At 66.1% G+C, this 26,216-nt stretch carries 23 protein-coding genes and 1 tRNA gene; 11 read left to right on the top strand and 13 right to left on the bottom strand.

Features of this window, described 5'->3' with window-relative positions; translation table 11 throughout:
• The first annotated feature begins 30 nt into the window (after positions 1-30).
• Together AC58NV_RS07195 and AC58NV_RS07190 are read left to right on the top strand one after the other, a co-directional pair.
• On the top strand, positions 31-990 hold the full coding sequence (locus AC58NV_RS07195; RefSeq protein WP_497226520.1) for an L-malyl-CoA/beta-methylmalyl-CoA lyase: 960 nt from the start codon (positions 31-33) through the stop codon (positions 988-990).
• A 67-nt stretch (positions 991-1,057) separates the two neighbouring features.
• A complete protein-coding gene (locus AC58NV_RS07190; RefSeq protein ID WP_497226519.1) occupies positions 1,058-1,660 on the top strand; it encodes a hypothetical protein in 603 nt (200 codons plus the stop codon).
• A 442-nt stretch (positions 1,661-2,102) separates the two neighbouring features.
• On the opposite strand, the gene AC58NV_RS07185 is transcribed toward AC58NV_RS07190, so the two are convergent.
• Positions 2,103-2,555, bottom strand: coding sequence for an Lrp/AsnC family transcriptional regulator (locus AC58NV_RS07185; RefSeq protein WP_497226518.1), 453 nt, complete (start codon positions 2,553-2,555; stop codon positions 2,103-2,105).
• Between the two features lie 73 nt (positions 2,556-2,628).
• On the opposite strand from AC58NV_RS07185, the gene AC58NV_RS07180 reads away from it, so the two are divergent.
• Positions 2,629-3,225, top strand: coding sequence for a LysE family translocator (locus AC58NV_RS07180; RefSeq protein WP_497226517.1), 597 nt, complete (start codon positions 2,629-2,631; stop codon positions 3,223-3,225).
• A gap of 30 nt (positions 3,226-3,255) precedes the next feature.
• Here the strand turns inward: AC58NV_RS07180 and AC58NV_RS07175 are convergent, their stop codons facing one another.
• Positions 3,256-4,089: an AraC family transcriptional regulator gene (locus tag AC58NV_RS07175; RefSeq protein WP_497226516.1), complete on the bottom strand. Its 834-nt coding sequence runs from the start codon at positions 4,087-4,089 to the stop codon at positions 3,256-3,258.
• Between the two features lie 126 nt (positions 4,090-4,215).
• Between AC58NV_RS07175 and AC58NV_RS07170 the strand changes: the two genes are divergently transcribed.
• Positions 4,216-5,178, top strand: a complete 963-nt coding sequence (locus AC58NV_RS07170) for an acetyl-CoA carboxylase carboxyltransferase subunit alpha (protein WP_497226515.1) — start codon at positions 4,216-4,218, stop codon at positions 5,176-5,178.
• A 109-nt stretch (positions 5,179-5,287) separates the two neighbouring features.
• Here the strand turns inward: AC58NV_RS07170 and AC58NV_RS07165 are convergent, their stop codons facing one another.
• Together AC58NV_RS07165 and AC58NV_RS07160 are read right to left on the bottom strand one after the other, a co-directional pair.
• The gene (locus AC58NV_RS07165; RefSeq protein ID WP_497226514.1) at positions 5,288-6,493 is read right to left on the bottom strand and encodes an MFS transporter; all 1,206 of its coding nucleotides are present in this window, start codon (positions 6,491-6,493) and stop codon (positions 5,288-5,290) included.
• A 94-nt stretch (positions 6,494-6,587) separates the two neighbouring features.
• Entirely contained in the window at positions 6,588-7,001 is a 414-nt protein-coding gene (locus tag AC58NV_RS07160; RefSeq protein WP_497226513.1) for a winged helix-turn-helix transcriptional regulator, read from the bottom strand.
• 89 nt (positions 7,002-7,090) lie between these two features.
• Here AC58NV_RS07160 and AC58NV_RS07155 point away from each other — a divergent pair, with 89 nt between their 5' ends.
• Complete coding sequence (locus tag AC58NV_RS07155) at positions 7,091-7,852, top strand: YdhR family protein (RefSeq protein WP_497226512.1); 762 nt, start codon at positions 7,091-7,093, stop codon at positions 7,850-7,852.
• Between the two features lie 71 nt (positions 7,853-7,923).
• On the opposite strand, the gene AC58NV_RS07150 is transcribed toward AC58NV_RS07155, so the two are convergent.
• From AC58NV_RS07150 to AC58NV_RS07135, 4 genes are all read right to left on the bottom strand, one after another.
• Positions 7,924-10,161, bottom strand: coding sequence for a HEAT repeat domain-containing protein (locus AC58NV_RS07150; RefSeq protein ID WP_497226511.1), 2,238 nt, complete (start codon positions 10,159-10,161; stop codon positions 7,924-7,926).
• 54 nt (positions 10,162-10,215) lie between these two features.
• Positions 10,216-10,872: a GntR family transcriptional regulator gene (locus AC58NV_RS07145; RefSeq protein ID WP_366661216.1), complete on the bottom strand. Its 657-nt coding sequence runs from the start codon at positions 10,870-10,872 to the stop codon at positions 10,216-10,218.
• Between the two features lie 54 nt (positions 10,873-10,926).
• Positions 10,927-12,786 carry an adenylate/guanylate cyclase domain-containing protein gene (locus tag AC58NV_RS07140; RefSeq protein ID WP_497226510.1) on the bottom strand — a complete coding sequence of 620 codons (1,860 nt, stop codon included), beginning with the start codon at positions 12,784-12,786 and terminating at the stop codon, positions 10,927-10,929.
• A gap of 82 nt (positions 12,787-12,868) precedes the next feature.
• The gene (locus AC58NV_RS07135; RefSeq protein ID WP_497226509.1) at positions 12,869-13,555 is read right to left on the bottom strand and encodes a M48 family metallopeptidase; all 687 of its coding nucleotides are present in this window, start codon (positions 13,553-13,555) and stop codon (positions 12,869-12,871) included.
• A gap of 101 nt (positions 13,556-13,656) precedes the next feature.
• Here AC58NV_RS07135 and AC58NV_RS07130 point away from each other — a divergent pair, with 101 nt between their 5' ends.
• A complete protein-coding gene (locus tag AC58NV_RS07130; protein WP_174145900.1) occupies positions 13,657-13,983 on the top strand; it encodes a TIGR02300 family protein in 327 nt (108 codons plus the stop codon).
• A 185-nt stretch (positions 13,984-14,168) separates the two neighbouring features.
• Positions 14,169-14,244 (top strand) — tRNA-Ala (locus tag AC58NV_RS07125).
• 139 nt (positions 14,245-14,383) lie between these two features.
• On the opposite strand, the gene AC58NV_RS07120 is transcribed toward AC58NV_RS07125, so the two are convergent.
• The 3 genes from AC58NV_RS07120 to pcaQ form a co-directional block, all read right to left on the bottom strand.
• Complete coding sequence (locus AC58NV_RS07120) at positions 14,384-17,038, bottom strand: methyl-accepting chemotaxis protein (RefSeq protein ID WP_497226508.1); 2,655 nt, start codon at positions 17,036-17,038, stop codon at positions 14,384-14,386.
• Between the two features lie 298 nt (positions 17,039-17,336).
• Positions 17,337-18,995, bottom strand: coding sequence for a transcriptional regulator (locus tag AC58NV_RS07115; RefSeq protein WP_497226507.1), 1,659 nt, complete (start codon positions 18,993-18,995; stop codon positions 17,337-17,339).
• 365 nt (positions 18,996-19,360) lie between these two features.
• Positions 19,361-20,287, bottom strand: coding sequence for a pca operon transcription factor PcaQ (gene pcaQ, locus AC58NV_RS07110; protein ID WP_497226506.1), 927 nt, complete (start codon positions 20,285-20,287; stop codon positions 19,361-19,363).
• An 87-nt stretch (positions 20,288-20,374) separates the two neighbouring features.
• Between pcaQ and pcaC the strand changes: the two genes are divergently transcribed.
• From pcaC to AC58NV_RS07090, 4 genes are read left to right on the top strand one after another with little or no spacing between them, the layout of a single operon-like run.
• Complete coding sequence (gene pcaC, locus AC58NV_RS07105; RefSeq protein ID WP_497226505.1) at positions 20,375-20,770, top strand: 4-carboxymuconolactone decarboxylase; 396 nt, start codon at positions 20,375-20,377, stop codon at positions 20,768-20,770.
• Positions 20,767-21,504 (top strand): protocatechuate 3,4-dioxygenase subunit beta, encoded by a 738-nt coding sequence (pcaH, locus tag AC58NV_RS07100; RefSeq protein ID WP_497226504.1) that lies wholly within the window; start codon positions 20,767-20,769, stop codon positions 21,502-21,504. Before pcaC ends, pcaH begins: the two co-directional genes overlap by 4 nt.
• A complete protein-coding gene (gene pcaG, locus AC58NV_RS07095) occupies positions 21,504-22,124 on the top strand; it encodes a protocatechuate 3,4-dioxygenase subunit alpha (RefSeq protein ID WP_497226503.1) in 621 nt (206 codons plus the stop codon). The genes pcaH and pcaG overlap by 1 nt, the downstream gene beginning before the upstream one ends.
• Positions 22,125-22,135: 11 nt before the next feature.
• Positions 22,136-22,966, top strand: a complete 831-nt coding sequence (locus tag AC58NV_RS07090) for a 3-oxoadipate:acetyl-CoA acetyltransferase (protein ID WP_497226502.1) — start codon at positions 22,136-22,138, stop codon at positions 22,964-22,966.
• A gap of 105 nt (positions 22,967-23,071) precedes the next feature.
• Here AC58NV_RS07090 and cueR read toward each other — a convergent pair whose 3' ends face one another.
• On the bottom strand, positions 23,072-23,461 hold the full coding sequence (cueR, locus tag AC58NV_RS07085) for a Cu(I)-responsive transcriptional regulator (protein ID WP_222480011.1): 390 nt from the start codon (positions 23,459-23,461) through the stop codon (positions 23,072-23,074).
• On the bottom strand, positions 23,458-25,965 hold the full coding sequence (locus tag AC58NV_RS07080; protein ID WP_497226501.1) for a heavy metal translocating P-type ATPase: 2,508 nt from the start codon (positions 25,963-25,965) through the stop codon (positions 23,458-23,460). Before AC58NV_RS07080 ends, cueR begins: the two co-directional genes overlap by 4 nt.
• Positions 25,966-26,216: the final 251 nt, after the last annotated feature.

Here is a 26,216-nt window from a genome sequence, read left to right as displayed (position 1 = left end):
TGCAATTTCCTTACCCCGGGAGGTCTCCGCATGTCATTCCGCATCCAGCCCGCAGCCCCTGCGCGCCCCAACCGCTGCCAGCTGTTCGGCCCCGGCTCGAAGGTGAAACTGTTCGAGAAGATGGCGGCCTCGGCGGCGGATGTGATCAACCTCGACCTGGAGGATTCGGTGGCGCCGGATGACAAGGATCAGGCCCGCGCCAATGTGATCGAGGCGATCAACAGCGTGGACTGGGGCAGCAAGTACCTGTCGGTGCGGATCAACGGGCTCGACACCCCCTACTGGTACCGCGATGTGGTGGACATCCTGGAGCAGGCCGGCGACCGGCTCGACCAGATCATGATCCCCAAGGTGGGCTGCGCCGAGGATGTCTATGCGGTGGACGCGCTGGTCACCGCCATCGAGCGCGCCAAGGGCCGCACCAAGCAGGTGTCCTTTGAGGTGATCATCGAGTCGGCGGCGGGCATCGCGCATGCGGAAGACATCGCCAGATCCTCGCCCCGTCTGCAGGCGATGAGCCTGGGGGCTGCGGATTTCGCCGCCTCGATGGGGATGCAGACCACCGGCATCGGCGGCACCCAGGAGAATTACTACATGATCCGCGAGGGCCAGAAGCACTGGTCCGACCCCTGGCACTGGGCGCAGGCCGCCATCGTTGCCGCCTGCCGCACCCATGGCATCCTGCCGGTGGACGGGCCGTTCGGGGATTTCTCCGACGAGGACGGCTATATCGCCCAGGCGAAACGCTCGGCGACCTTGGGCATGGTCGGCAAATGGGCGATCCACCCCAGCCAGATCGCGCTGGCCAACCAGGTCTTCACCCCCTCCGATGAAGCGGTGCAGGAAGCCCGCGAGATCCTGGCTGCGATGGAAGAGGCCAAGGCCTCCGGCGCCGGCGCAACCGTCTACAAGGGCCGTCTTGTCGATATCGCCTCGATCAAGCAGGCTGAGGTGATTGTGGCGCAGGCCGAGCTGATCGCGGGCAGCTGACGCCGGTCCGTGATTGAAAGTTCCAAGGGCGTCCCGCCGGGGCGCCCTTTTTTGATTGGAGAGAAGAATGCCGGATTTGACGTTGCTGCATACGGCTGAGGTGCATGTGGAAACCTTCCGGGCGCTGGCGCCGGGGGCCGTGCTGGGCCAGCAGGTGCGCACCGATTGGCTGGAGCGGGCACAAAGCGGGATTGATGCCGCGCTTAAGGCCGAGATTGCCGCGGCCGTTGCGGCGGCGGACGGCCCGGTCCTGTGCACCTGCACCACCCTTGGCCCGGCGGCGGAGGAGACAGGCGCCATCCGCATCGACTGGCCGATGATGCAGGAGGCCGCACGCATCGGCGGTCCGGTGCTGATGGCCTATTGCCTTGGAAGCACCGCGGAGCCCTCGGAAGCGCTGCTGCGCCGCGCCTTCGGGGCGCGCGATCCGGATCTCACCTGCCTGGAGCTGGGCCAGCACTGGCCGCTGTTCGAAGCCGGGGATGGTGCGGGATTCGCAGCTGCCATCGCGGCGGATGCGGCCGAGGCGCTGGCGGCAATGGATTTTGCCTGCGTGGTGCTGGCGCAGGCCTCGATGGCCGGGGCGGCGGAGCTGCTGCGCGAGCAGACACGGGTGCCGGTCCTGGCCTCGCCGGAGATAGCGCTGCGGGCGCTGTTGCGTGGCGGGTGACGGCGGGCGGGATCGCCCACCCTGCGGGCAACCGTTGGAGCCCGGCCAAGGCCCCTGCCCTGCCGGTGTGTCTGGTCCGTATCTGCCTGTTTCCATGTTCCGGTTCAGCGGAAGCATTATGGACTGACGGCGCCGCCAGAATGGCGGAGATGGACGGGCGTATCCGCCAGCGTGCTAAACGTTGTCTCTGCACGGCCCTGCTGCCAGGCAGGGTCCGGTTCCAAGGGTGCCGGGGAGCCAAGCCCCGGCGGGTGATCGCGACCGGGAGCAAGACTGCCAAAAGCGGCTTAATATCCGGTGAGGCCAGCGTACGCAGGGTGCGCAACACCTGCAGCCGCGCGCCTGAGGCTACTCTGGCGCAATGAGTATTTGGACAAAGAAGAAGGGACGGAACCTGTGCTTCTTCTTTGCTCAAATACTCAATTTCCAACCGGGCCGGGGATCACGCCCGCAGATCCTTGGGCGAGCCCATCACCACATAGGTGGTGATCGCGGTGACATAAGGCGAAGTGCCAAGGATATCGGTGTGGAACTTCTTGTAGCTCGGCAGGTCTGCGCATTCGACACGCAGGAGGTATTCGATGGTGCCGGTGATGTTGTGGCATTCGACTACCTCCGGCGCCGCCTGCATGGCGCGCTCGAAGGCTTCCTGCGCCTCCTTGGTGTGCTCGCCCAGGCCGACGCCGATATAGGTGGCAAAACCCACCCCCAGCTTCTGCCGGTCCAGAACCGCGCGGTAGCCGGTGATGACGCCTTCGCGCTCCAGTTCCTGCACCCGGCGCAGGCAGGCGGAGGGCGAGAGGCCCACGCGCTCCGCCAGTTCCAGGTTGCTGATCCGGCCGTCGCGGGAAAGTTCCTGCAATATCTGCTGGTTTATCTTGTCATTTTTCGCCATTGGTTGCGAAAATAAGGGCATATTCTGGCAAAACGCAATTTCATTTGGCTGGTTTGGCGCAATGATTTTGCGCATGACCTATGAACTCCTCACCGCGCTGGCGCTGTTTGCCTTTGTCTCCTCGATCACCCCGGGGCCGAACAACCTGATGCTGATGGCCTCAGGCGCCAATTTCGGCTTCCGCCGCACCATTCCGCATATGCTGGGGGTGGCGCTGGGGTTCGTGTTCATGGTGCTGCTGGTCGGCGCCGGTCTGGTGCAGGTGTTTGATGCCTTCCCGGTCAGCTACACGGTGCTGAAGGCGGTGTCGGTTCTCTACCTGCTGTGGCTGGCGTGGAAGATCGCCAATGCGGCGCCGGTGCAGGCCAAAGGCGCGGAAGGCCGCCCGATGACATTTTTGCAGGCGGCGGCGTTTCAATGGGTGAACCCCAAGGCCTGGGCGATGGCCCTCACGGCGATCAGCGCCTACACGCCGGATCAGACCCTGACGGCAATCCTGCTGGTGGGGGTGATTTTCGGCGCCATCAACCTGCCCTCGGTCGGCTCCTGGACGGTGCTGGGCCAGCAGATGGCGCGGCTGCTGACCAGCCCGCGCCGCCTGGTGCTGTTCAACTGGACCATGGCGGTGCTGCTGGTGGCCTCGCTCTATCCGGTGATCTGGCCGCAGTGATGCTGGGCATTCCCGTGGTCCGGAGGGGTGCTATTTCAGCGGCAAGCAGATCTCTGTCAGCAGGTCCTCCGGTGCCGTTTCGCGCGGGTTGTTGAGGTAAATCTCGTAGCAAGGCTGGTCGGCGGGCTCTTCGCCCGATTGCGGCAGCCAGTTGCCGAACAGGCTGTGGTAGGCGGCGTGGATGCCGGAATACGGCCCCTTGTAAGTGAGCACCGCGGCGCGGCCGCCGGGCAGGCTCACCCCCTCCATGCCCTCCGGCAGCGCTTCGCCCGCGAACTCCGCCCCGGCAAAGCTGCGCAGTTCGGCCTCGGCCACCTCGTCAGGGCTGTCGAAATAGACCCCCAGCACCGCGCCCAGATGCGGCCACAGCTGGCGGGTTTCGCAGAGGGCGCCGAAGGCCTCAAAGCTTTTGCCGATTTCATGGTAGGCGCCCTTGTGCGGCAGGCCGGCCAGGCGGCGGGCAGGGTCGGTGCGGGTGATCACGTCATACATGGGATAGCTTCCTGTTCTGAGGGCGGGGTTCGGCAGCCGCACCTGGCCGTCGCGGCGGAAGGCCGCCGGGCTGCTGCCGTAAGCATCCGAGAACGCGCGGGAGAAGCTGTTCTGGTTCGGGTAGCCTGCGCGGGCGGCCACCTGGGCGATGGGCATCTCCTCCATCACCAGCCAGACCGCCGCCCGGTGCAGCCGGATGCGGCGCACCGCCTGGGCACAGGTCTCGCCGGTCAGCGCCCGGAACACCCGGTGCCAGTGGAACCGCGACATCGCCGCCACATCCGCGAGCCGGTCCAGCGACAGGTCGCCGCCGGGGTTGTCGTGGATATAGGCCAGCACCCGCAGGATCCGGTCTTCGTAGCTGGCGGCCATTTGCGGCGTCTCCTTCGTGTCTCTCTGCCCTCAGGTGATCGCATGAGCATAGATCACAAATCTTGCTGAGTTGCATCTTGGCGCCGCTAAGGCCATATAGCTGCAAACCTGCAGAGCAGAGGCAACATGACCCAGTATCTGGAATTCGAAAAACCGCTGGCCGAAATCGAAGGCAAGGCGGAAGAGCTGCGGGCGCTGGCGCGCGCGAATGAGGAAATGGATGTGGCGGATGAGGCCAAGGCGCTGGACGCCAAGGCGGCCCAGCTGCTGCAGGACCTCTACAAGAATCTGACGCCCTGGCGCAAATGCCAGGTGGCGCGCCATCCGGAGCGCCCGCATTGCAAGGATTACATCGAGGCGCTGTTCACCGAATACACGCCGCTGGCCGGCGACCGGAACTTTGCCGATGACCTGGCGGTGATGGGCGGCCTCGCGCGCTTCAACGACCAGCCGGTGGTGGTGATCGGCCATGAGAAGGGCAGCGACACCAAATCCCGGATCGAGCGCAATTTCGGCATGGCGCGCCCCGAGGGCTACCGCAAGGCGATCCGGCTGATGGAGATGGCCAGCCGCTTCAATCTGCCGGTCATCACCCTGGTGGACACCGCAGGCGCCTACCCCGGCAAGGGTGCCGAGGAGCGCGGCCAGTCCGAGGCGATTGCGCGCTCGACCGAGATGTGCCTGAAGATCGGCGTGCCGCTGATCTCTGTCATCATCGGCGAAGGCGGATCCGGCGGCGCGGTGGCCTTTGCCACGGCGAACCGCGTGGCGATGCTGGAGCATTCGATCTATTCGGTGATTTCGCCTGAGGGCTGCGCCTCGATCCTGTGGAAGGATGCCGAGAAGATGCGCGAGGCGGCGGAAGCGCTGCGGCTGACCGCGCAGGATCTGAACAAGCTGGGCGTCAACGACCGGATCATCCCGGAACCGCTGGGCGGCGCCCACCGCGACCCGAAGGCGGCGATCAAATCTGTCAGCGGCGCCATCCAGGAGATGCTGGACGAGCTGAAGGGCATGGACGGCGCCGAACTGATCAAGGACCGGCGCCAGAAGTTCCTGGCCATTGGCTCCAAGGGTCTGGCGGCGTAAGCATCCGCCTCGGCAAACAACAGGAAAACCCGGCTGCGAGGCCGGGTTTTTTCTTTTGCCTGGGGCGTCTGTGTGCTGGCTGAAGCAAACAGTTCCGGCACGGGGCCGGTCAGACGGAAGCATGCCCCTTCAAGCGCACCGCCATAGGCATCATCGCAACCACCAGGACGGCCGCAAACAGGAAGGGCGCGCCCGGCAGGTAGACACCGTCAGCGTCGACCGCGGCCTGAAACAGGGCGGTCATGGCCAGGGGCGACAGGATGGCCGCCATGGATGACAGCGACGCGATCACCCCCTGCACCACGCCTTGCCGGTCTTCATCCGCCTGGTTAGACGCCATGGCCGTCATCAGGGCCGGCACGAGATCAGACAATGCCGCCAGAACCAGGAAGACCGCCAAACCCGCGAGCGACCCTGTGAAGCCGAATCCGATCATGCCGATCAGCGCCGAAACCATCCCCAGCATCAGCGTCCGGAAATCCCCGAACCATCTGATAAGGCTTGGCATCAACCCGCCCTGGACCAATGCAAGCAGCACGCCGTATGCCGCCAGTGAAAGGCCGATGTAGAGGGTCGGCCAGCCGAACACTTCGCGGGTCCAGAAGGCCCAGATCGTCGGATAAACCATATTGGCAAATTCGAAGATGAAGATGCAGAGCAGCGGCACCGCAAGGCCCGGCAGGCGGAAGGCATCGAAGATCGACTTGAAGGGATTGAGGTCGCGCTTGCCGAAGGGGCGGCGCTTGTTCGGTGCCAGGCTTTCGGGCAGCACGAAAATCCCGAACAGGGCGTTGGCCGCCGACAGGCCCGCCGCGATCCAGAACGGCGCCGCGATGCTGATTTCCGTGGCGATCCCGCCGATTGCCGGGCCCAGCACAAAGCCGATGCCGAAGGCCGCACCGATAAGGCCGAAATTCGCCGCCTTTTCCTGCGGCGTGGAAATGTCCGCTATATAGGCGGTCGCGGTGATATAGGTCGCCCCGGCAAGCCCCGCGAGCGTGCGCCCGATGAGCAGCAGCCAGAAGCTGCCGGCAAGGGCCATGATCACATAATCCAGGGCCAGCATGACGAGCGCCGCGATCAGCACCGGCCGGCGACCGGCCGCGTCGGAAATGCTGCCCACGACGGGGCCGCACAGAAACAGCGCGCCGGAATATGCGGCCATCAGCAACCCGCCCCAAAAGGCGCCCTGCCCGGTACCGCCCGCCCCGACCCGGTCCATCAGGTCCGGCATAATCGGGAACACGATGCCTATGCCGATGGCGTCGATCATCAGCGTTATCAGAATGAAGGTAATGGCGCGGCTTTTGAACATACTGCCCTATCGGACGGGGGCCGGGCAAAAGCAAGTCTCATGAGGGCCGCGGCGGGCGGCACTGATGCCAAGTGCCGGAACCAGGAGACCAGCCTTAGGGCAGCTCCCCTGCCCGCATCCGGGCCTCGGTGCCCGCCCGGTCGGCTTCGATCTTGTCCAGGAACCCCGTCATGGCATGGGCGGCGGGGTTGTGGCGGCCGCTCCACAGGGCAATCTCGATCAGCACCGGCGCCAGGTCGCGGCCCTTTTCCGTCAGCCCATAGACATAGCTGCGGCCGTTGTCCGGGTCCTTGGCCTTGGTGACGATGCCGGCTTCCTCCAGCTGCTTCAGCCGCTGCGCCAGGATGTTGGTGGAGATCCCCTCCCATCCTGCCAGCAGCTCGCCATAGGTGCGGGCGCCCTTCACCGCCATGTCGCGGATCACCAGAAGGCTCCAGCGGTCGCCGAAAATATCCAGCGCGTAGGCGACGGGACAGCCGGAGTCGTATTTGCTGCGCGATTGGGTCATGCAGCCTGCCTAAAGTTTTCACTTGCAAAATGCAAGCACTCATGCGAGCCATTGAATCACTTGCAAAATGCAAGCAACCAGGAGTGACCATGAAAAAGACATTAAAGAACGCGGAATTCCGCGAACGATCGCGGCTGTCCCGCCGCCAGCTGCTGGCCGCCTCTGCAGGCGCACTGCTGCTGCCCTCCCTTCCCAAAGCACAGGAAACAGCTATGACCCCCAAAGCCTTTGTCTATACCGAAGTTGCCATCTCCGTGCCGTTCGATCAGGCACCCTGGCAGGAGATCAACGAGCAGATCCGGCAGCAGCCGGGATTCCTGAACAAGACCTGGCTGTCGGGCCACGGCACCAATTCGCTGGGCGGCTTCTATGGCTTTGACAGCATTGAGAACGCGCGCAAATTCGTGACCGGCTATTTCCCGTCGGAACCCCGGGCCTTTGGCGTGGCGCATAACACGCGGGTGTTTGATGCCGAGGCGACCGAGGCCGCCAGCCGCGACATGGGTGCGGTTCATTACGGCGGCGCCTCGGCGACCCCCGGCGCCTTTGTCTATACCGAGCTGCAATTGTCGGTGCCCTTTGAAGACGCGCCCTGGCAGGCCCGCAACACGGCGCTGAAGATGCTGCCGGGGCTTCAGAACAAGGTCTGGCTGAGCGGGTTGCAGACCCGGACGCTGGGCGGGTTCGATGCCTTTGCCACCCTGGACCAGGCGCTGGATTTTGCGGTGAACCTGTTCCCGGAAACCGCCGCCGAGCTGGGCTGCGCCTTTTACACGCGGGTGTTTGACGCCGCGGTGACGGAGACCGCCAGCCGGGCGATGAACTCGCCCTATTACAGCCCGGCCGCCTGACGCCCGGCAAGGCCGCAGGGGGGCTGCCCCGGCTCCCTGCGGTGTGCTGGAATCCGGGGATCTCCGCTCTGTCAGAGCTCCTCCCCGGCCAGGCTGCTGCGGATCCGTTCCGCCGCCAGCGCTGCGCGCTTGCCGGCAAGGCCCAAGCCGGCGAGGGCGTCCAGCGCGGGCAGCGCCGGTTCTGCGGCGGCACCGATGCTGCCCAGGGCGTTGGCGGCCTCCTTGCGCACAAAGGCGGAGGGGCTGTCCAGCAGGGCGGTCAGCTCCGGCACCGCGGGCGCGGCGGCCGGGCCGAACAGGCCCAGCGCCCGGACCGCCTGGCGCTGGGTGCCGGCATCGGCCAGCGACAGCTCGGCCCTCAGGCTTGCCACCGTTGTGCCCGGCGGCAGCGCTGCAAGCCGCAGCCCGTCCGACAGCCGCCGGTTCAGGTGCTGGCTGGCGCCGGTCCAGCGCAGGATGAAGAAATAGTCCTGCACCGCTGCCGGCAGCGACGCGGTGCTGCTGCCGCTGTGCCAGCGCTCGACCATGGCGCGGGCGGCCCGCAGCTCCCCCTGCAGCGCCAGGACCGAGGCCGCAACCGGCATCAGCTCGCTGGCCTGCGGGTTGCGGTCCAGCTCTGCCTGCAGCACGGCGGCTGCCTGCGGCAGATCATCCCTTGCAAAAAGAGCTGCCGCCTCGAACAGCGCGTAGTGGCTGGGATGCCTGGGATCGAGCCGCATCGCGGCGCGGACAAAGGCCAGCCCCTGTTCCAGCTCGCCCGCGGCAATCAGCGCCCAGCCCATCGTCAGATGCGCCTCCGGGTCGCTGGGCTGCAGGGCAATGGCCTTGGCAGCTTCCTGCCGGGCCTCGATGGTGCCGCGGCTGCCGCCGTAGACCCCCTCCCAGTCCGGCAGGTTCAGGAGCACCATCGCCCGGATCACGTGCCGGAGCGGCGTGTCGTGCCGGACGGCTTCGCGCAGGTATTTGTAGAACTGGCCGATATGCGTCTGGCCGGTGGCCGGGGTGTAGCCCCGCCAGTGGTGCAGGATATGCGGGCGCAGATGCGCCATTGCCAGGACAGCCCAGGCGCGGCCGTAATCCGGATCCAGCGCCACCGCCTGTTCGAAATGCGGGATTGCGGCCAGATTGTCCTGCTCGTTGAACCGCGCGTACAGCTCCCAGCCCTGCTGGAAGGCTTCGCGCGCGGCGATGGTGGCGGTGTCCTGCTGTTCGATGCCGCTGCGCTCTTCGGCGTCCAAGGACAGGCCAAGCGCCTGGGCGATGGCCAGCGCGATGCGGTCCTGGAGCGCGAAGACATCCTCCAGCGGGCCGTCGAACCGCTCTGCCCAGACCAGCTGGCCGCTGGCCGTGTCGGTCAGCCGCACAGTGGCCCGGAACGCCGCGCCGGTGCGGCGCAGGCTGCCATCGACCACATAGCGCACGCCCAGCTCCTCGGCGAACTGGGCGGGACTGATCTGCTGATCCTGATAGGCAAAAGAGCTGTTGCCGGAGATCACGAACAGGCCGGAAATCCGCGACAGGTCGGTGATCAGGTCCTCGGAAAAACCATCCGCCAGCATCGCGTTGCCGCTGTCACCGGTGGTGTCGGAAAGCGGCAGCACTGCAATGGAGGGCAGGTCCGGCAGCGGGAAGGCCATCCGCGCCGCCACGGCCTGGTCCGGGTTGGGCTGCCAGGGAGCGATCCACAAAACCGCGCCCGCGGCAGCGGCCGCGAGCAGGCCCAACCCGGCAGCCAGCCGGGTGCGCGGCGCCTTGATGCCGGTCTTCCGCACCGGTGCCTGTCCGCTGTTGCGAACCCGGTAGGCCTCCACCGGCTCGGGGATGTTCTTGACTGTCTGCGGCCCCATCGGGATGAACTGCGCGGCAATGCTCTTGCGGGCATAGCCGACGGCGGCGTCGGAGGCGGTGATGCCGCCCGGCTCTGCCAGCGCCTCCAGCCGGGCGGCGACGTTGACGCCGTCGCCCAGGATGTCATCGCCGTTGGAGATGACGTCGCCCACGTTGAGGCCGATGCGCAGCAGGATGGCGCGGTCCGCTGCCACCCCGGCATTGCGGGCCTGCAGCCGGTCCTGAATGCTGAGGGCGGCGCGCATTGCATCGACGGCGCTGCGGAATTCGATCAGGAAACTATCGCCCGCGGTATTGGCGATCCGGCCGCCGTGCTGTTCCGTGATCGGCCCGACCACTTCGCTGCGGATAGCGCGGAGCGCCGCCACCGTGCCTTCCTCATCCGCGGCGGTCAGCCGGGAATAGCCCGCCACATCCGCGGCCAGGATCGCTGCCAGGCGGCGATTTGAAGGGCTTTTCATAGGCTTGGAGTGTACCAGTTCGGGCCCTGCCTGGGAACCGGGTCGCAAACCGCCCTAGCCTGCCAGCAAACGCAGGCCCTGGGTCACATCGGAGCGCACCGCCAGGCGCAGGCCGGGCTCGTCCCCGGCCTTGAGCGCGGCGATGATCAGGCGGTGGTTCTGCGGCGGGTCGGTGCGGCGCAACCGGCCGTAGAGCGCCCGCATGGTCGGGCCAAGCTGCAGCCAGACGGTTTCCGCCATCGCCAGCATCGCCGGCGCCTGGGCCCGCAGGTAAAGGGTGCGGTGGAACTCCAGATTGGTGCGGATGTAGCCGACCGCATCGCGTTTGGAGACCATCTCCGCCACGTTGGTGTTGATCGTCTGCAGCCGGTCGATCAGCGCCATATGGGCGCGCGGCAGGGCGCGGCTAGCCAGCTCCACCTCCAGCAGCGCGCGCAGGGCGGCCAGTTCCTCGATCCGCTCGTTTGTCAGTTCCGGCGTGGTCACCCGGCCCGAAGAGGACAGGAACAGCGCGCCCTCGGCGGCCAGGCGGCGCACCGCCTCGCGCGCAGGCGTCATCGAGACGCCGAATTCGCCGCCGATGCCGCGCAGGGTCAGGGCGGCGCCGGGGGTGATCTCGCCGTGCATGATGCGGGTGCGCAGCGCCCGGTAGACGCGGTCATGGGCCGGGGCAGAGGCGGTTTCCTGGGCGGGGCGGACAGGCTGGTTCATCCGGTCATGTGATCACAAATCCCGCCGCGGTCAACCGCGCAATTGCGCGCGCCCTCAGGGGCGGCCCGCCAGACCGGCCAGGCTGAGGCCGGTGCGCAAGGCCCGCCGCGGCGCTGCGGCGGAATAGGGAAAGGCCGCCGCCGCCTGATCCAGCGTCAGCGGCGCGCCCTTGAGCCGGGCGCAGGCGGTGGCGGCCTCGTCAAAGCTGCCAAGCGCAGCCAGGCTGGCGCAGTGCAGCACCCAGGCCAGCTGCGCCGCGGGCTCCAGCGCCAGCGCTTCAGCCGCGGCAGCTGCGGCCTCCGCATCATGCCCCGCCGCGAGGTGGATGGCGGACTGCACCGTCAGCACCATAGGCTGCGGCAGCGGGTCGAGCTGGCTGACATGATCCAGCACGTTTTGTGCACCGCCCGCCTGCCCTGCCAGATGCAGCAGCCAGGCACGCAGAAGCTGCCCCTGGGCATCGTTGGGATAGGCCTCTGCCAATTGTTCGGCCAGTTGCAGCGCCGCATCGGACCGGCCCGCAAACTGCGCCGCCAGCGCCCGCAACTGCAGGGCGGCAGACTGCGGCGGCAGACCGGCCGCGATCTCCGCCGCCTCTGCCGCGCGCTGCGGCAGGTCAGCCACCGGGCCGGTCAGCAGGTCCAGATGCCAAAGCGCCGCCAGCGCCTGCGCGTCCGGCCAGTCCGGCGCCATCCGCAGCGCCCGGCGCAGGGCCAGCTCCGCACCGCCGCGGTTGCCGTGCTGTCTCAGGCTGCGGGCGGTGAACAGCTGCAGCAAAGCGCCATCGGGCACGTCAGGAACATCCAGCTCCGGCAGCGGCCTGCCGAAATAGCGGATGATGTTTGCGGCAAGTTGCTGAGCAAGGGGCGCAGCGGCTTCCTGAGGCTGCGGCGGCAGGATGCTGAGCGGCTTTGCCCCGGCCTCGCCGCCGCTGCCCGCAGCCGCCTGGAGGATTTCCAGGCGCACCCCGTCGAGCAGGGTGCCGGGCAGATGGCCCGCGACCACGAAATCCGCCCCCAGGAGCGCCGCGGCCTCGCCCGGCAGCAGGCCGGCGGCGGCGCGGCTGCTGCTGGGCGCAATGATGCGGACATCGCTGGCGGCGGCAAGGCTGCGGGTCACGTCCTGCGACAGCATCCGCGCGGTTTCCGGCTGCAGCGCGTCTGCGGTGAACGGCAGCACCGCGATCACCGGGCTGCCCTCAAATGCCGTGGCGGCGGGACGGCCTGCCGCCGGGACTGCGGCGCTGTTCTGCCGGGCCGCCTGCTGCCAGCCCCAGATCCCGGCAACGGCGGCGGCCGCACCCAGGCAACCCGCCAGCAGCAGCATCGCAGGCCGCATTCCCCGGCGCGGTGCCGGGTCCGGCGGTTTCGGCGGCTGGGTGCTGCGGCGCAGGGAGGGCAGCGAGGTCAGCTCCTCGCCCAGAAAATAAACCTGCACCGGGTCGGGGAGGTTCTTGACCTCATGCCGGCCGAAATCCTCGAAATCATAGGGAATGCGGTTGCGGACCTGGTCATAAGCCGCCGCCGACAGCGCCACGCCGCCGGGGCGCGCCAGGCTCTCCAGCCGGGCGGCGATGTTCACCTCGTCGCCGAAGACATCGCCCTGGGCAATCAGCACCTCGCCCAGATTGATGCCGATGCGCAGCGGCAGGTGGCGGGTCCGCGCCGCATCCGCCTGGATATGCGCCGCCGCCTCCACCGCCGAGATCACGCTGGGAAACAGCGCCAGCACCCCGTCGCCCATCAGCTTGACGATGCGGCCGCCATGGCTGCGGATGGCCGGCGCGATCAGGGTCTGCTGCTGGGCCAGCACCTGGTTCAGGGTGCCGGCCTCGTCCTCGGCCATCATCCGGCTGAAGCCGGAGACATCCAGCATGAAGATGGCGGCAAGGCGTCTTTGCGGCTTGTCTGACACGGGGCGGCCTCTGAACCGGGGAACTGGCAACTGCAACTGGGGCCAGCTTAGCCCGCGCGCCCGCCGGCTCAAAGTCCTGATTTCATTCGCCGAAACGGTAGCGGTGCAGGCTGGCGCCGTTTTCGCGCAGCCAGGCGCGCTGGTCCTGCCAGCGGCCGTGGATGTGCTCCACCGTGTCCCAGAACGCCTGCGAGTGGTTCATTTCCTGCAGATGCGCCACCTCATGGGCGGCGACATAGCGCAGCACCGCGGGCGGCGCCAGGATCAGCCGCCAGGAGTACATCAGCCCGCCGTCCGCGGTGCAGGAGCCCCAGCGCGAGCGGGTGTCGCGCAGGGTCAGGCGGCTGTAGCCTTTGCCCAGCCGGGCGGCGTAGAAATCAGAGGCCTCCGCCAGCCGGTTGCGCGCCAGCTCCCGCAGATACCGCTGCAGCGGCCGTCCCGGTGCAGGCCCCGGCACCGCAACGCGGCCGGCCTCCAGCTGGATGCGCCGCCCCGGGGCCGGCGCGATCACCCGGTCCTGGCCGTCAATCGGCAGCACCGCGCCAAAGACGGCCTCGACGGCATCCGGGTGCTTTTCCAGATTGGCCCGGATCCAGTCCGCCTTTTCCTCGGCAAAGGCCAGCGCGGTGCGCTCCGGCAGCCCCTTGGGCAGGGTCAGCGTCACCCGCCCGTCCAGCGAGGAAATCCGCAGGCTGATCCGCCGCGCCCGCGCCGAGCGGCGCAGCGTCAGCGGCACCGGCGGGTTCCCGGGCAGGAGATGTTCGGCCATGCATGCGCCCCTTTCCAGGCTTTGGCTTTGACAGTGCCCCCCTCATATGGCAAGGCACCGGAATCGTCGATACGACTCACCAGTAAATCAAGGGGATCCACATGCCCAAGGAAGAATGGGGTGTAAAGCGCGTCTGCCCCACCACTGGCAAGCGCTTTTATGACCTGAACAAGGACCCGATCGTCAGCCCCTACACGGGCGAGGTCGTCGAGCTGGATACCGGCAAGACCCGGATGATCGAAGCAGATGCCGAAGACGCGGCCACCCTGAAGGCCAAAGAGAACCTGGACGCGGATGACGTGGTCCTGGAAGATGACGAGGACGTCGATGTCGATCTGGGCGATGATGTCCTGGACGATGACGATGATGATGACAACGTCTCGCTGGACGACATCGCCGACATGTCGTCGCCGGACGACGATTCCTGAGGCCGTTCAAGCGGTTCGGGGGCGCGTTCCGCCGTCCCCGGACCGTCCGCCCTGGCCGGCGGCAAAAAATTTCGGACCCGGCGCATTTTTCCGCTTGCAGCCCGCGCCGCCGTCCCGTAAACGACGCTCACACCGCAAGACGGACCGCACCGGAGACGGAACGGACACTGACAGCGGACAGGTTTGGGGCCTTAGCTCAGCTGGGAGAGCGCCTGCATGGCATGCAGGAGGTCAGCGGTTCGATCCCGCTAGGCTCCACCAAATCTTTTCTTTTGAACACCTGCGAAGACCGGCCATTTCACCTGTGCCGCTCTGCAGTCCGCAGCTCCGGAGGCTTGGCAACAGCCCCTTTGCCCCCCCTGTGCCGGCCGCCCCGCGAGGCGGCCGAACCATATTTCCATCAAGCTTGCAGCCGCCAGCCGTCTTCCTCTGACAGCGCACCCTCATCCCAGGCCGGTTCCGCCGCAGCCGTATAGGTGCGGAAGGTGCCAAGGGCGCCAGCCATGGCCTGGGCCTCTTTCGAGAGCCCCTGGCTGGAGGATGTGACTTCCTCAAACAGCCCTGCATTGCGCGTGGTGGCATCGTCGAGATTGGCCATCGCCGAGTTGATCTCCTGCAGACTGCCGGACTGTTCCGAGGAGGCCTGGGAGATTGTTTTCATAAGGTCGGCAGCACTGGCGACAGATTCCGAGATTTCACCGATGGCGGCGCGGGTCTGCTCGACCAGGTCGGCACCCAGCTCGACATTCTGGCTGGCCTCATCGACCAGGGCGGCAATTTCCGTCGCCGCTTCCTTGGAACGGTGCGCCAGGGTGCGGACCTCGGAAGCAACAACCGCGAAACCCTTGCCGACGGTGCCTGCGCGCGCGGCCTCGACGCCGGCGTTCAGCGCCAGCAGGTTGGTCTGCTGGGCAATCGCCTCAATCATGCCGATAATGCGGGAGATCTTCTCGGAGCTTTCCTTGATCGCCTCCATGGCGCCATAGGTCCGCTTCACCACCTCGATGCTGCCGGTTGCGTTGCGGCGGGCAGCTTCGACAGAAGCCGAGGCTTCTCCCGAGGCTTGGGCGGTGCCAGCGATCGACACCGAGAGCTGGTTCACCGCAGCGGCGGTGCCGGCCAGGGTTTGCGCAGTGCGTTCAGAGCGTTCCGACAGATCGTGGGAGGCGGTGGAAATTTCGGCGCTTACTCCGGCAATGGACTGGCCATTGGCGCTGAGGCTGCGGACCGAGGCTTCGAGCTTTTCCAGCGCCGCGTTGAAATCGTCGCGCAGTTTGGCATAGCCCTCGCCCATCTCCTCGTGGATGCGGATGGTTAGGTCGCCCTGGGACAGCCGCTCCAACCCGTCGCCGATGGCGGTCACAGCGGCAGTCTGTTCGGCCAGCCGGGCATTGCGCTCCTCTGCCGAGGCCGCCTCCACCTCCGCCTTTTCCACCAGCCCGTCGCGGAACACCGCCAGAGCCGTTGCTATCCGGCGGATTTCGTCGCTGGAGCGGTCGTAGCCTTCGACCGGGCGCAGGTTGCCTGCCGCCAGCCGCTCCGTTGTGCCGCTGATATCCGCCAGCGGGCGCAGGATCAGGATCCGGGTCAGGATCAGAGCCGCCACGAATACCCCGGCAGAGACTGCAGCCAAAATCTGCAGCTGCCGCTGGGCCGCGGTCACATCAGCCGCCAGCCCGTTTGCAATAGAGGCGATTTCCAGCTGGCTTTCGTTGCCAAGCGCTGTTGCGCGGCGGGCAAATTGCAGAACCGCTTCCACCGTGGCCTCGGATGCGGACGCGGCTTCGGCCGCCGCCTCCAGCGATGCAACCTTGAACACCGGCAGACCCTGGGTGGGGTCAGCCAGCGCAATCATGCCCTCCAGCTCCTGCGCAAAAACACCGCCGCCGAACCCGGTGTAGCCCTGAAGTGCAGCCGCCGCTTCCTGCAGCGGCGCTGCAGCGGCCTTGGCGGCCTCAATGCTATGGGCTGCAGCCACGTCCAGCGCGGCAACCTGGAAGGCGCTGATCCAACCGTTGATCTCCAGCAGCCGAAGCAGCACGCCAACCTGATTATCGAGAAGCCCTTGAATCGCAGTGCGGTTGTCCGCGCTGGCCTGGGTCGCAGCCACCGACAGGGTGAACACCATCCGCTCCATTGCCTGGGTCAGCGGGCGGACGCTGGCATTGCGGGCGCTCAGCACTTCTTTACGGCTGTCCTTCAGCTCTTTGCGGCTGGCCGTCAGGGTATAACGGAACAGCTCAACCCCTTCGGTCACCTTCTTGGCGCGGAACGCGTCTAGACCCAGTTCCTCAAGCCGGCCCATCACTGGCTCCAGCCGTTTCAAGGCGTCCTTGGCCATCTTCTTGAGCGCCCGCTTGGTCGGCACATCGCGCACATGACCCAAGGCCAGCGCGGCGCCGGACAGGATGCTGATGTCGGCACGCGCCTCCAGCAGGGTCTGCAGGCTGCCGAACTGCTGGTCCACCAGATTGTTCAGAACCTCATCGACCTGGTTGATTGTCTCCTCACCACCGCCCATCAGGCTGTCGCGCGCCTCAGCTGCCACCTGCACGAGCTTCTCCTGCACCGCCTGGCTGAGGGTCTGCAGGTCGGCTGTCTGGGTGTCGATCCAGGCTTGGTTGCGGAACGCGGCCTGGCGCGCGGCTATCAGATTGCTGAGCCGGTCAGAGGCTGCCTCAGCCTCAGGCGCGAACTGGGCCTGTTCCGCGGCCGGAAGTTCCGACACGCTTCCTTCGAGCCTCGCAACCGCTGCTTCGGCGGTTTGCTCCGCCGCGGCCAGCTCCTCAACCGAACTGGCCTGCAGAACGCCGATCATCGCGTTCTTGGCCTGGCTTGCGGCGTTGACCATATGGCTGCTGAGCTCGAGCTGCGGGACCTTTTCGCCGGTCAGAACCTCCATCTGGCGACCGGCCTGGGCGAATACCAAGGTGACAAGAGTGCCGCCAATTGCCGCCGTCGCACCCATCGCCATCAGGATCAGGGTGATCTTGGCACCGATACTGGAGAACAGCCGGAACCTGCGTTTCGCCGGAAGGTCTTTCTTCGAACTCATTCTTTCACCCAAGTCTTCTGCCCTGTTTCCGCGCCCGGCCCGGGCGCAATGCCGGCCCGGCTGCCGGCGCGAACAACCCAAGCAATTCAAGTGGTGCAGCCTCCGCTCGTGCGCAAGAAAGGCCGCTTCTCACTTACAGAAGGGCCGCAACACGTAAAAAAAGGATGAGAGCGCCGCAGAATTTGCTGCGGATTTTAGCGAACCGCTTGCGCAAGAAATAGGAGCCGCAGGCCGGGCCTGCGGCTCCTGTCCGGCGGTCGCCCGCTTGCCACCGAACTGCGGGCAGGTCCGTCGGGGATTACTCCGGGACACCGGCCTGCCGCAGGGCGCTGGCCCATTCCTGGCCTGCCGGGCTCATCGCCGCCGGGTTGTCGCGCTGGAACTGCGACAAGCAGAATTCCGGCGCCGCCTCCAGCAGCTTCCGAACGGTACTGCGCGCCTCTGCGTCCTGGCCCGACATCTGCAGCGCAATCGCTTTGGAACGCAGCGGGACCGGAAACGCGCCCTTGGCCTGCAGCGAACGGTCGGCCAGCTCTATGGCGCGGCCATAGTTGCGCGCCGACAGGTTCGCCAGCGCCGACAGCGCGTCGAAGTAATAGCACTGCGGCCCCAGCGGGGTCAGCCGCCGGGCGGCATCGGTCATCTGCACCGCCTCGTCAGCCATGTCCTGATAGGCCAGCGTCGCGCCCTTCAGCAGCAGCGCCAGTGCCTCGTTCGGATTGTCGCGCAGCGCCAGATCATACGCGTCCAGGGCCTGGTCGAAACGGAAAGTCAGATGACTGGAAATCAGCCCCTTCAGCGTATGTGCCAGGGAAAATCCTGGCGCGGCCTCGATCGCGGCCTCGGCCATCTGGCAGGCGAGGCGGCAGTCATCCTCGCGGTTGCGGGACAGGCCACGCTCGACCCGCATCACATGCCAGAAACCCATCCAGGTCAGCGGCAGCGCGTGGCCCGGCTCACGCTCCAGCAGATGCGTCAGGATGCTGTAAGCCTGCTGAAATTTCTGCACGTCCATTTCCTGCATCAGGGATATTGACGCCATCAGAAGGGTGTGGCTCTCCAAATCCCGCAAAGGTTTGAAATCCGCCAGCCGCACGGCCTCCCCTGCGGCGGTCTGGCCGATTTGCAGAGTGGCGTTGCGCAAGACGGAGCTGCGGCCCTCCATCAGATTGTCCAGGGAGCCTTCGAAGCTGCGCGACCAGATCACCTTTTCCCGCACTGCATCATGCAGGTCTATCTCGGCATGGAAACGGCCGCCGCCGCAGGTGACGGTCCCCGACACCAGATAGTCTGCACCGGCTACCGAGGAGACCTCAGCCGGACGCACGGTTTCGGCTTTGAACTGGCGGGAAGCCATGTAGGAGGTGACGGAGAACGCCCAGCTGCGCGACAGATAGCGGGACAGTTCCTCTGATATCAGCGAACCCAGCGGCGCCGTTGCCTCCCCAGGGGAGCGGTGCGCGAAGGGCAGCACCGCAATGGAGGGCAGCAGCCCGTCCAGGATCACCCGGCCCGGCGGCGTGCCTGCCCGGGGGGCCGGGGCTGCAGGCCTGCGCGAGAGGTCAGCCCGCGCCTCCTCCAGCCAGGCGTTGAACACGGCTTCATGCGGCAGCTCAAACCCTTCCATGAAAACCGCGGAGCCGGTGCCGCTGTCCAGGTCGACCCGGGTCAGGTCAAGGATGACCCGCTCCCGGTTGGCATAGAGAAGGCTGGCGGCGTCCGGGCCCAAGTGCCGCCGCAGTGTCGACAGGGCGGTGCGCAGGCTGGCCTTGGCCTGCTCCGGCTGCGCCAGGCACCACAGTGTTTTTTCCAGAAAGGCCCGCGTCCGGATGCCGCCCTCGGCTGTGGACAGCAGCGCCATCAGCGCCTGGTGCTTGGCCCCAAGCTGCACGCCCTTTCCGTCCGCTTGAAACACGCCAAAGGCACCAAACCGGCGGATCTTAAGAAAAACTGTCATCTGCAACCCCACTTTACGCTTGTTATATTCGTTATTAAACCATCGTTATTATGCACACCTATAGGTTGTTATGCAATTACAGATTGATTCAATTCACAATTACAACCGAGAGAACACGGCGCAGAGCGGGTATCATGCAAGAAATTTTGACATAAATAACAATGCACTGAAGGATCGAACGCGGTATTCGTCAACGCCCTCCGCGGCCGTAAAGCCATTTCCCAAGTCACAAGAAGATAATAAATTACACGCAAAAAGAGCAATAAATTCACGTCAAGCCTGCCTGTCGCCTGGTAGCAAAACCCGAAGCTTTCAGGCGACCCGCAAATGGCGGCCGGGCCTGATGGTCCGGAACGGGCGCCGGGCTATGCCAGCCCTTGCTCCATGCAAGCAGCGCGCAAAGCGGCGCAGAACCGCGCCGCGGCAGCCGATTGCTGGTGCTCCAGCCGAACACACAGACCGACGGGACCAAGGGTGCTGCCGGTGTCCAGTGGAAGCACAGCCATCGAGCCCGCATCGAGGTCCGGCCGCACCACGCCCTGGCTGATGAACCAGATGGCCCTATGCGCCAGCACAAAGCGCCGCCCGAAACTGGAAGACACGGTTTCGACCGGGAACCGGGGCAGTGCCAGCCCCTGTTCCAGGAACATCCGCTCCACCAGAGGCCGGATGACAGAGCCCTCGGATGGCATCAGAACCGGGTAGTCCTCAAAGGCCGCGGGCGGCATCCGGACGGCGCCGGCCAGCGGGTGATCCCGTGCGGCGACGGCAACCACCCGCTCCCGGTAGAGCGGGTCGAACCCGATCCCGGCCATGGTTTCCGGCGCAGGCATCCGCCCCACCACCACATCCAGCCTGCCCCGGCGCAGCTGGTCGACCAGGTACTGGTTGTCACCGGACATCACCATGAACCGGCCTGGCGCGCCGCTTCTGCGCAACTCTGCCAGCGTGTCCGGAACCAGATCTGCCGCCGCCGTGGGCAGGGCGCCGATTGCAACCAGCGGCCCATCGGCCTCATCCAGGCCGCGCAGCAGCGCCACCCCATCGCGAGCCAGCGCCAGGCTGCGTCCGGCATGGTCGCGGAACAGCTCCCCATAGCTGCTGAGCCGGATGCCGCGGCCGTGCTTTTCCACCAGCGGCTTACCGCAGACCGCCTCCAGCTCGCGCAGCGCCCGGGTGACCGCAGGCTGGGTCATGCCCAGCGCTTCTGCGGCCTGGGTGACACTCATCTTGCGGGCCACTTCGACGAAGACCTCCAGATGGCGCAGCTTCAAAGATGACGAAAGTCGCATATCGCATTGGGTATTAGTTCATGCCTGACTGAGGATTATACAGACCACTTGCGGTATGCGATACTCCTTCGGAACAGGGAGGCTGGAATGACGCAAGACCGTTACGACCGCGGCATGCAGGTGCGCCGCCAGGTGCTGGGCGATACCCATGTGGACCGGGCGGAGGCTGCCAAGACCGCGCTGGACCAGCCGTTTCAGGATCTGATCACCGAAGGCGCCTGGGGCACGGTCTGGGCCTCGGACCGGATCTCGTTGCGGGAACGCTCGATGCTGACGCTGGCGCTGCTGGCGGCCACCGGCAATTTCGACGAGATCCCGATGCACATCCGCGCCACCGCCCGAACCGGCGCCAGCCGGGAAGACGTGCTGGAGGCCTTCCAGCATGTAGCCATCTACGCCGGGGTGCCGCGGGCCAACCGCGCGCTGAAACTGGCCAAGCAGACCTATGCCGAAATGGAAAGCGAGGGAGGGGAAACCCCATGACCAAGCCACCGCAGCCAGGGGAGTTCTATCAGAGGGACCGGCGCTGGCATCCGCCCGCGCTGTCGCGGGATTACAAGACCTCGGTCGCCCGCTCGCCGCAGTTTCCGCTGATCAGCCTGGAAAACACCGCCAGCGAGATCACCGGGCCGGTGTTCGGCCACACCGACATCGACCCCGGCGACAACGACCTGCTGCGCAATTTTGCCCAGCCCGGAGAAAGCCCGATTGGCGAGCGGATCATCGTGCATGGCCGGGTGCTGGACGAAAACGCGCGGCCTGTCCCTAACACGCTAGTGGAGATCTGGCAGGCCAATGCCTCCGGCCGCTACCGGCACAAGAAGGACACCTACCTCGGCGCGCTGGACCCGAATTTCGGCGGATGCGGCCGGACCCTGACGGATAAGAGCGGCTATTACTATTTCCGCACCGTGAAGCCCGGTGCCTACCCCTGGCGCAACTGGGTGAACGACTGGCGGCCCGCGCATATCCATGTCTCGGTCTTTGGCACCGGTTTTGCGCAGCGGCTGATTACCCAGCTGTATTTCGAAGGTGACCCGCTGATTTCGCGCTGCCCGATCGTAAACACCATCCCGGACCCGGAGGCGGTGGAAATGCTGATTGCCCGGCTCGACATGAACGCCACCATCCCGCTCGACACCATCGCCTACAAATTTGACATCGTGCTGCGCGGGCGGCGGTCCACCCTGTTTGAAAACCGGCTGGAGGGGAACTGATGCGCCAGAAGCTGGACTACCTGAAGGAGACCCCCTCGCAGACCGCCGGGCCGTATGTCCATATCGGCCTGGCCCCCGGCGCGGCGGGGTTTGAGATCTACGATCAGGAGCTCGGCTGGGAAATTGCCGGGCCCAACGCCAGGGGCGAACGCATCCGTGTGGAGGGCGTGGTGACCGACGGCACCGGCTCGCCAGTCAAGGACGTGCTGCTGGAGGCCTGGCAGGCCAATGCGAACGGCTTCTATGCCCATCCGGAGCATCCAGGCGAGGTGGAGGACGGTTTTCGCGGCTGGGGCCGGGTGATCACCGATTTCGAAACCGGCGAATGGGGATTTGACACGGTGAAGCCCGGGCCGGTGATGGGCCGCAACGGGCAGATGATGGCCCCCCATATCAACCTGTGGATCGTGGCGCGCGGCATCAACGTGGGGCTGAGCACGCGGATCTACTTTGAGGATGAAGCCGCGGCCAATGCTGCTGACCCGGTGCTGAATGTGATAGAGTGGGAGCGCCGCCGCGCCACCCTGATCGCCAGGCGTGAGCTGCGGGACGGTCTGGCCGTTTACCGGTTCGACATCCGCCTGCAAGGCGAAGATGAAACCGTGTTTTTCGACATCTGAAGGGGAATTCCATGAGCAAACCCTGCATCATCTGCGTTGCCATCACCGGCTCGGTCCCGACCAAGGAGAACAACCCGGCGGTGCCCGTCACCATTGCGGAACAGATTGAAAGCACCCAGGAGGCGTTCGAGGCCGGCGCCTCGATTGCTCATTGCCACGTGCGGAACGACGACCAGACGCCGACCTCGGACCCGGAAAAATTCGCGCGGCTGATGGAAGGTTTGCAGAAACATTGCCCCGGCATGATCATCCAGCTGTCGACCGGCGGCCGCTCCGGCGCGGGCCGCGAGCGCGGCGGCATGCTGCCGCTCAAGCCCGACATGGCGTCGCTGTCGGTTGGGTCAAACAATTTCCCCACTAGGGTCTATGAGAACTCCCCGGACCTGGTGGACTGGCTGGCCTCGGAGATGCGCACCTATGAGGTCAAGCCGGAGATCGAGGCCTTTGACCTGTCGCACATCCACCAGGCGGTGAAAATGAACCGCGAGGGGCGCATCCCCGGCACGCTTTATGTGCAGTTCGTGATGGGGGTGAAAAACGCGATGCCGGTCGACAAGGATGTGTTCGACTACTACGTCAAGACCATGCAGCGGCTGGCGCCAGAGGCCCAGTGGTGCGGCGCCGGTGTCGGGCCGGGGCAGATCCTGGTCAACGAATGGTCGATCGCCGCGGGCGGCCATACCCGCACCGGGCTGGAGGACAACATGCGGCTGGATCGCGAAACGCTGGCGCCCTCAAACGCGGCGCTGGTGAAACGGGCGGCAGAACTGTGTGAAAAATACGAGCGCCCTGTCGCAACCTGGCAGCAGGCCCGCAGGATCCTGGAGCTGCGCCCCGGCTGAGGCTGCCCGCTTCGGGCCAGCGACCCGAAGCCATGCCCAAAGCCGCCAGGCGGACCGGCAGGGCAGCCGCGGGCACGGGTGTCCCTGCTCCGCACGCCAGACAGGTCAGCTTTCTCCGGACAGATCCTTCAAAATCGGGCAGTCCGGACGGCTGTCGCCGGCGCAGCATTTGACCAGCTCGCCCAGCGTGTCATGCATCGCCTGAAGATCCGCGATCTTCTCCTCGATCTTGGCCAGATGCTCCAGCGCCAGCTGTTTCACATCGGCGCTGGCGCGGCTTTCGTCCTCGTAAAGCGCCATCAGGGTGCGGCAGTCCTCGATGGTGAAGCCCAGCGCCCGGGCGCGGCCCAGAAACGCCAGCTTGTGCAGATCGGTCTCGGCAAAACAGCGGTAGCCGTTGGCGCTGCGATGCGGCTTGATCAGGCCGATGTCCTCGTAATAGCGGATCGTCTTGGCCGGAAGCCCTGAGCGGCTGGAAACGTCCCCGATGTTCATGCGCGCGCCTCCTGCTTGGTGTCCGCCTTGGGTGCCGATGCTGCCTGATCCTCATCTATGGCCGGTTTCAGGCGGCGCAAGCGCAGCGCGTTCGAAAGCACAAAGACGCTCGACATCGCCATGGCGCCTGCCGCCAGCGCAGGCGACAGGAGCGGGCCGCCAAAGGGGTAGAGCAGGCCTGCCGCCACCGGGATCAGCAGCACGTTATAGCCAAAGGCCCAGCCCAGGTTCTGGCGGATGTTGCGCATGGTGGCGCGGCTGACGGTCAGCGCGTTGACCACCCCGCGCAGGTCACCGGAGACCAGCACAACATCCGCGGCCTCGATCGCCACATCGGTGCCGGTGCCGATGGCGATGCCCGCATCCGCCGATGCCAGCGCCGGGGCGTCATTGATGCCATCGCCGACGAAGGCCAGCGTGCCATGTTCCGCCTGCAGCTCCTGCAGCGCCTTTACCTTGTCCGCAGGCAGGCATTCGGCCTTCACCGCGTCTATGCCCAGCCGCCTGGCAATCGCCTGCGCCGTCGCGGCTGCATCGCCGGTGATCATCGCCACCTTCAGCCCCTGCTCATGAAACGCCTTGATCGCCGCCGGGGTGCCCGGCTTGATCGGGTCCGCCACCGCAATCACTGCCGCAATCCGGCCGTCGACGGCAGCATAGAGCGGGGTTTCGCCGCGTTCGGCCAGCCGCGCGCTTTCCGCCTCCAGTGTGCCAAGCGCAATGCCTTCGCGCGCCATCAAGCGGGCGGCGCCGACCAGCATCACGCGCCCCTCGACCTCTGCCCGGAGGCCGTAGCCCGGGATCGCCTCAAAGCCTGAAGCCTTGGGCAGCCCCTTGCCTGCCGCCGCCGTGATGGCACGGGCGATGGGGTGTTCGGACTGCGCCTCGGCGGCGCCGGCTAGGCACAGCACTTCCTCTCGGGTGAAGCCCTCGGCGCAGATCACTTCGGTCAGCGCCGGGCGGCCCTCGGTCAGGGTTCCGGTCTTGTCCAGCGCCACCACCTGAACTTCCTGCAGCCGCTGCAGCGCGTCACCCTTGCGGAACAGTACGCCCATCTGCGCGGCGCGGCCGATGCCGACCATGATCGATGTCGGCGTCGCCAGCCCCATGGCACAGGGGCAGGCGATGATCAGCACAGAGACTCCGGCCACCAGCGCCAGCGGCAGTGACGGCGCCGGGCCGAACAGCGACCAAGCCAGTACCGTCAGCGCCGCAATCGCGATTACGGCGGGCACAAACCACAGGGTTATGCGGTCGACCAGCCCCTGCACCGGCAGCTTGGCACCCTGGGCCTGCTCAACCATGCGGATGATCTGCGCCAGCACCGTGTCGCGGCCAACGCGCGTGGCGCGGAATTCTAGCGCAGAATTGCCGTTGATGGTGCCCGCCGTTACCTCATCGCCGCGGGACTTGGCGACCGGTACCGGCTCGCCGGAAATCATGCTTTCGTCGATATAGGAAGTACCGGAGGTGATCTCGCCATCCACCGCAATCCGCTCACCCGGGCGGACGCGGATCAGGTCGCCGGTGCCGATCTCCTCAACTGGGGTTTCGATGGCATCGCCTCCGGAGACGACCATGGCGGTCTTTGGCTGCATTCCCGCCATCTTGCGGATTGCGGCACCGGTGCGCCCCTTGGCGCGCGCCTCCAGGAACCGGCCGGTCAGGATCAGCACCACGATCACCACCGCGGCCTCGTAGTAGACATTGGCAGTGCCCTCGGGCAGCAGCCTCGGCGCGAAGGTGGAGATCACAGAAAAACCATAGGCAGCGGAAGTCCCCAGGGCCACCAGTGCGTTCATATCGGGCGCACCACGGAACAGCGCCGGGAAGCCCCTAGTATAGAACTGCCGCCCTGGTCCCGCCAGTACAGCGGTGGTCAGGGCGAACTGCAGCAAGTAGCTGTTCTGCATGCCAATATTTTCCGCCACCCAGTGGTGCAGCGCCGGGATCACATGGCCGCCCATCTCGATCAGGAACACCGGCAGCGTCAGCAACGCGGCGATCAGCACTTGGAGGCCCAATGCGGAGATCTCATCCGCCTTGCGCCGGCTGGCCTTTTCCACCTCATCCTCCGCCGCGCCGCTGAGGCGGGCAGGGTAGCCGGTCTCTGTCACTGTGCGGGCCAAATCCGCGGCCCGGGCCATGCCTGTCAGGTAGCGGATCTGCACGCTTTCATTGGCCAGGTTCACGCTGGCCGACAGCACCCCCTGCACCGCCAGCAGCGCCCGTTCCACCCGGCCTACGCATGAGGCGCAGCTCATGCCGCTGATCACCAGCGAGGCCTGAGATTCCGCGGCCGGATAACCGGCAGCGGCCAGGGTGCCGGTCAGATCCGTCAGTAGCACCCCCGCCGCGGCTTCCACCTGACCAGTGGCATTTGCCAGATTGACAGAAGCCGCTTGAACGCCTTCGACCCCCGCCAGGGCGCGCTCAGCCCGGCCGGCGCAGCCTGCGCATCTGAGGCCGGTGATCTGCAAGGAAAATTGAGTCGTATCTGACATTGGAATTCCGCCGGAATCTGTTCCTTTGACAGTGGATATGAGGGTTCCAGCGAGGGGAAGGTCAAGGGGTGGCAGCGAAATTCCTTCCCGAAGCTGGAAGCCTGAAGGCAAGCTGCTGGAAATCGGAGGATTTTCATTGTGCCGGGATGGCGCGGACCGCCGTTCAGCTGTCGCATTCGGGGCAAAGCCCGGTAGCCCACCCCTGATAGGGTGCCGAGGCAAAGCTTGCGCGTGCCAGTCCCCAAATGTAA

It is taken from the genome of Leisingera sp. ANG49 (assembly GCF_059694505.1).
This window is presented reverse-complemented; position numbering and strand designations above follow the sequence as displayed.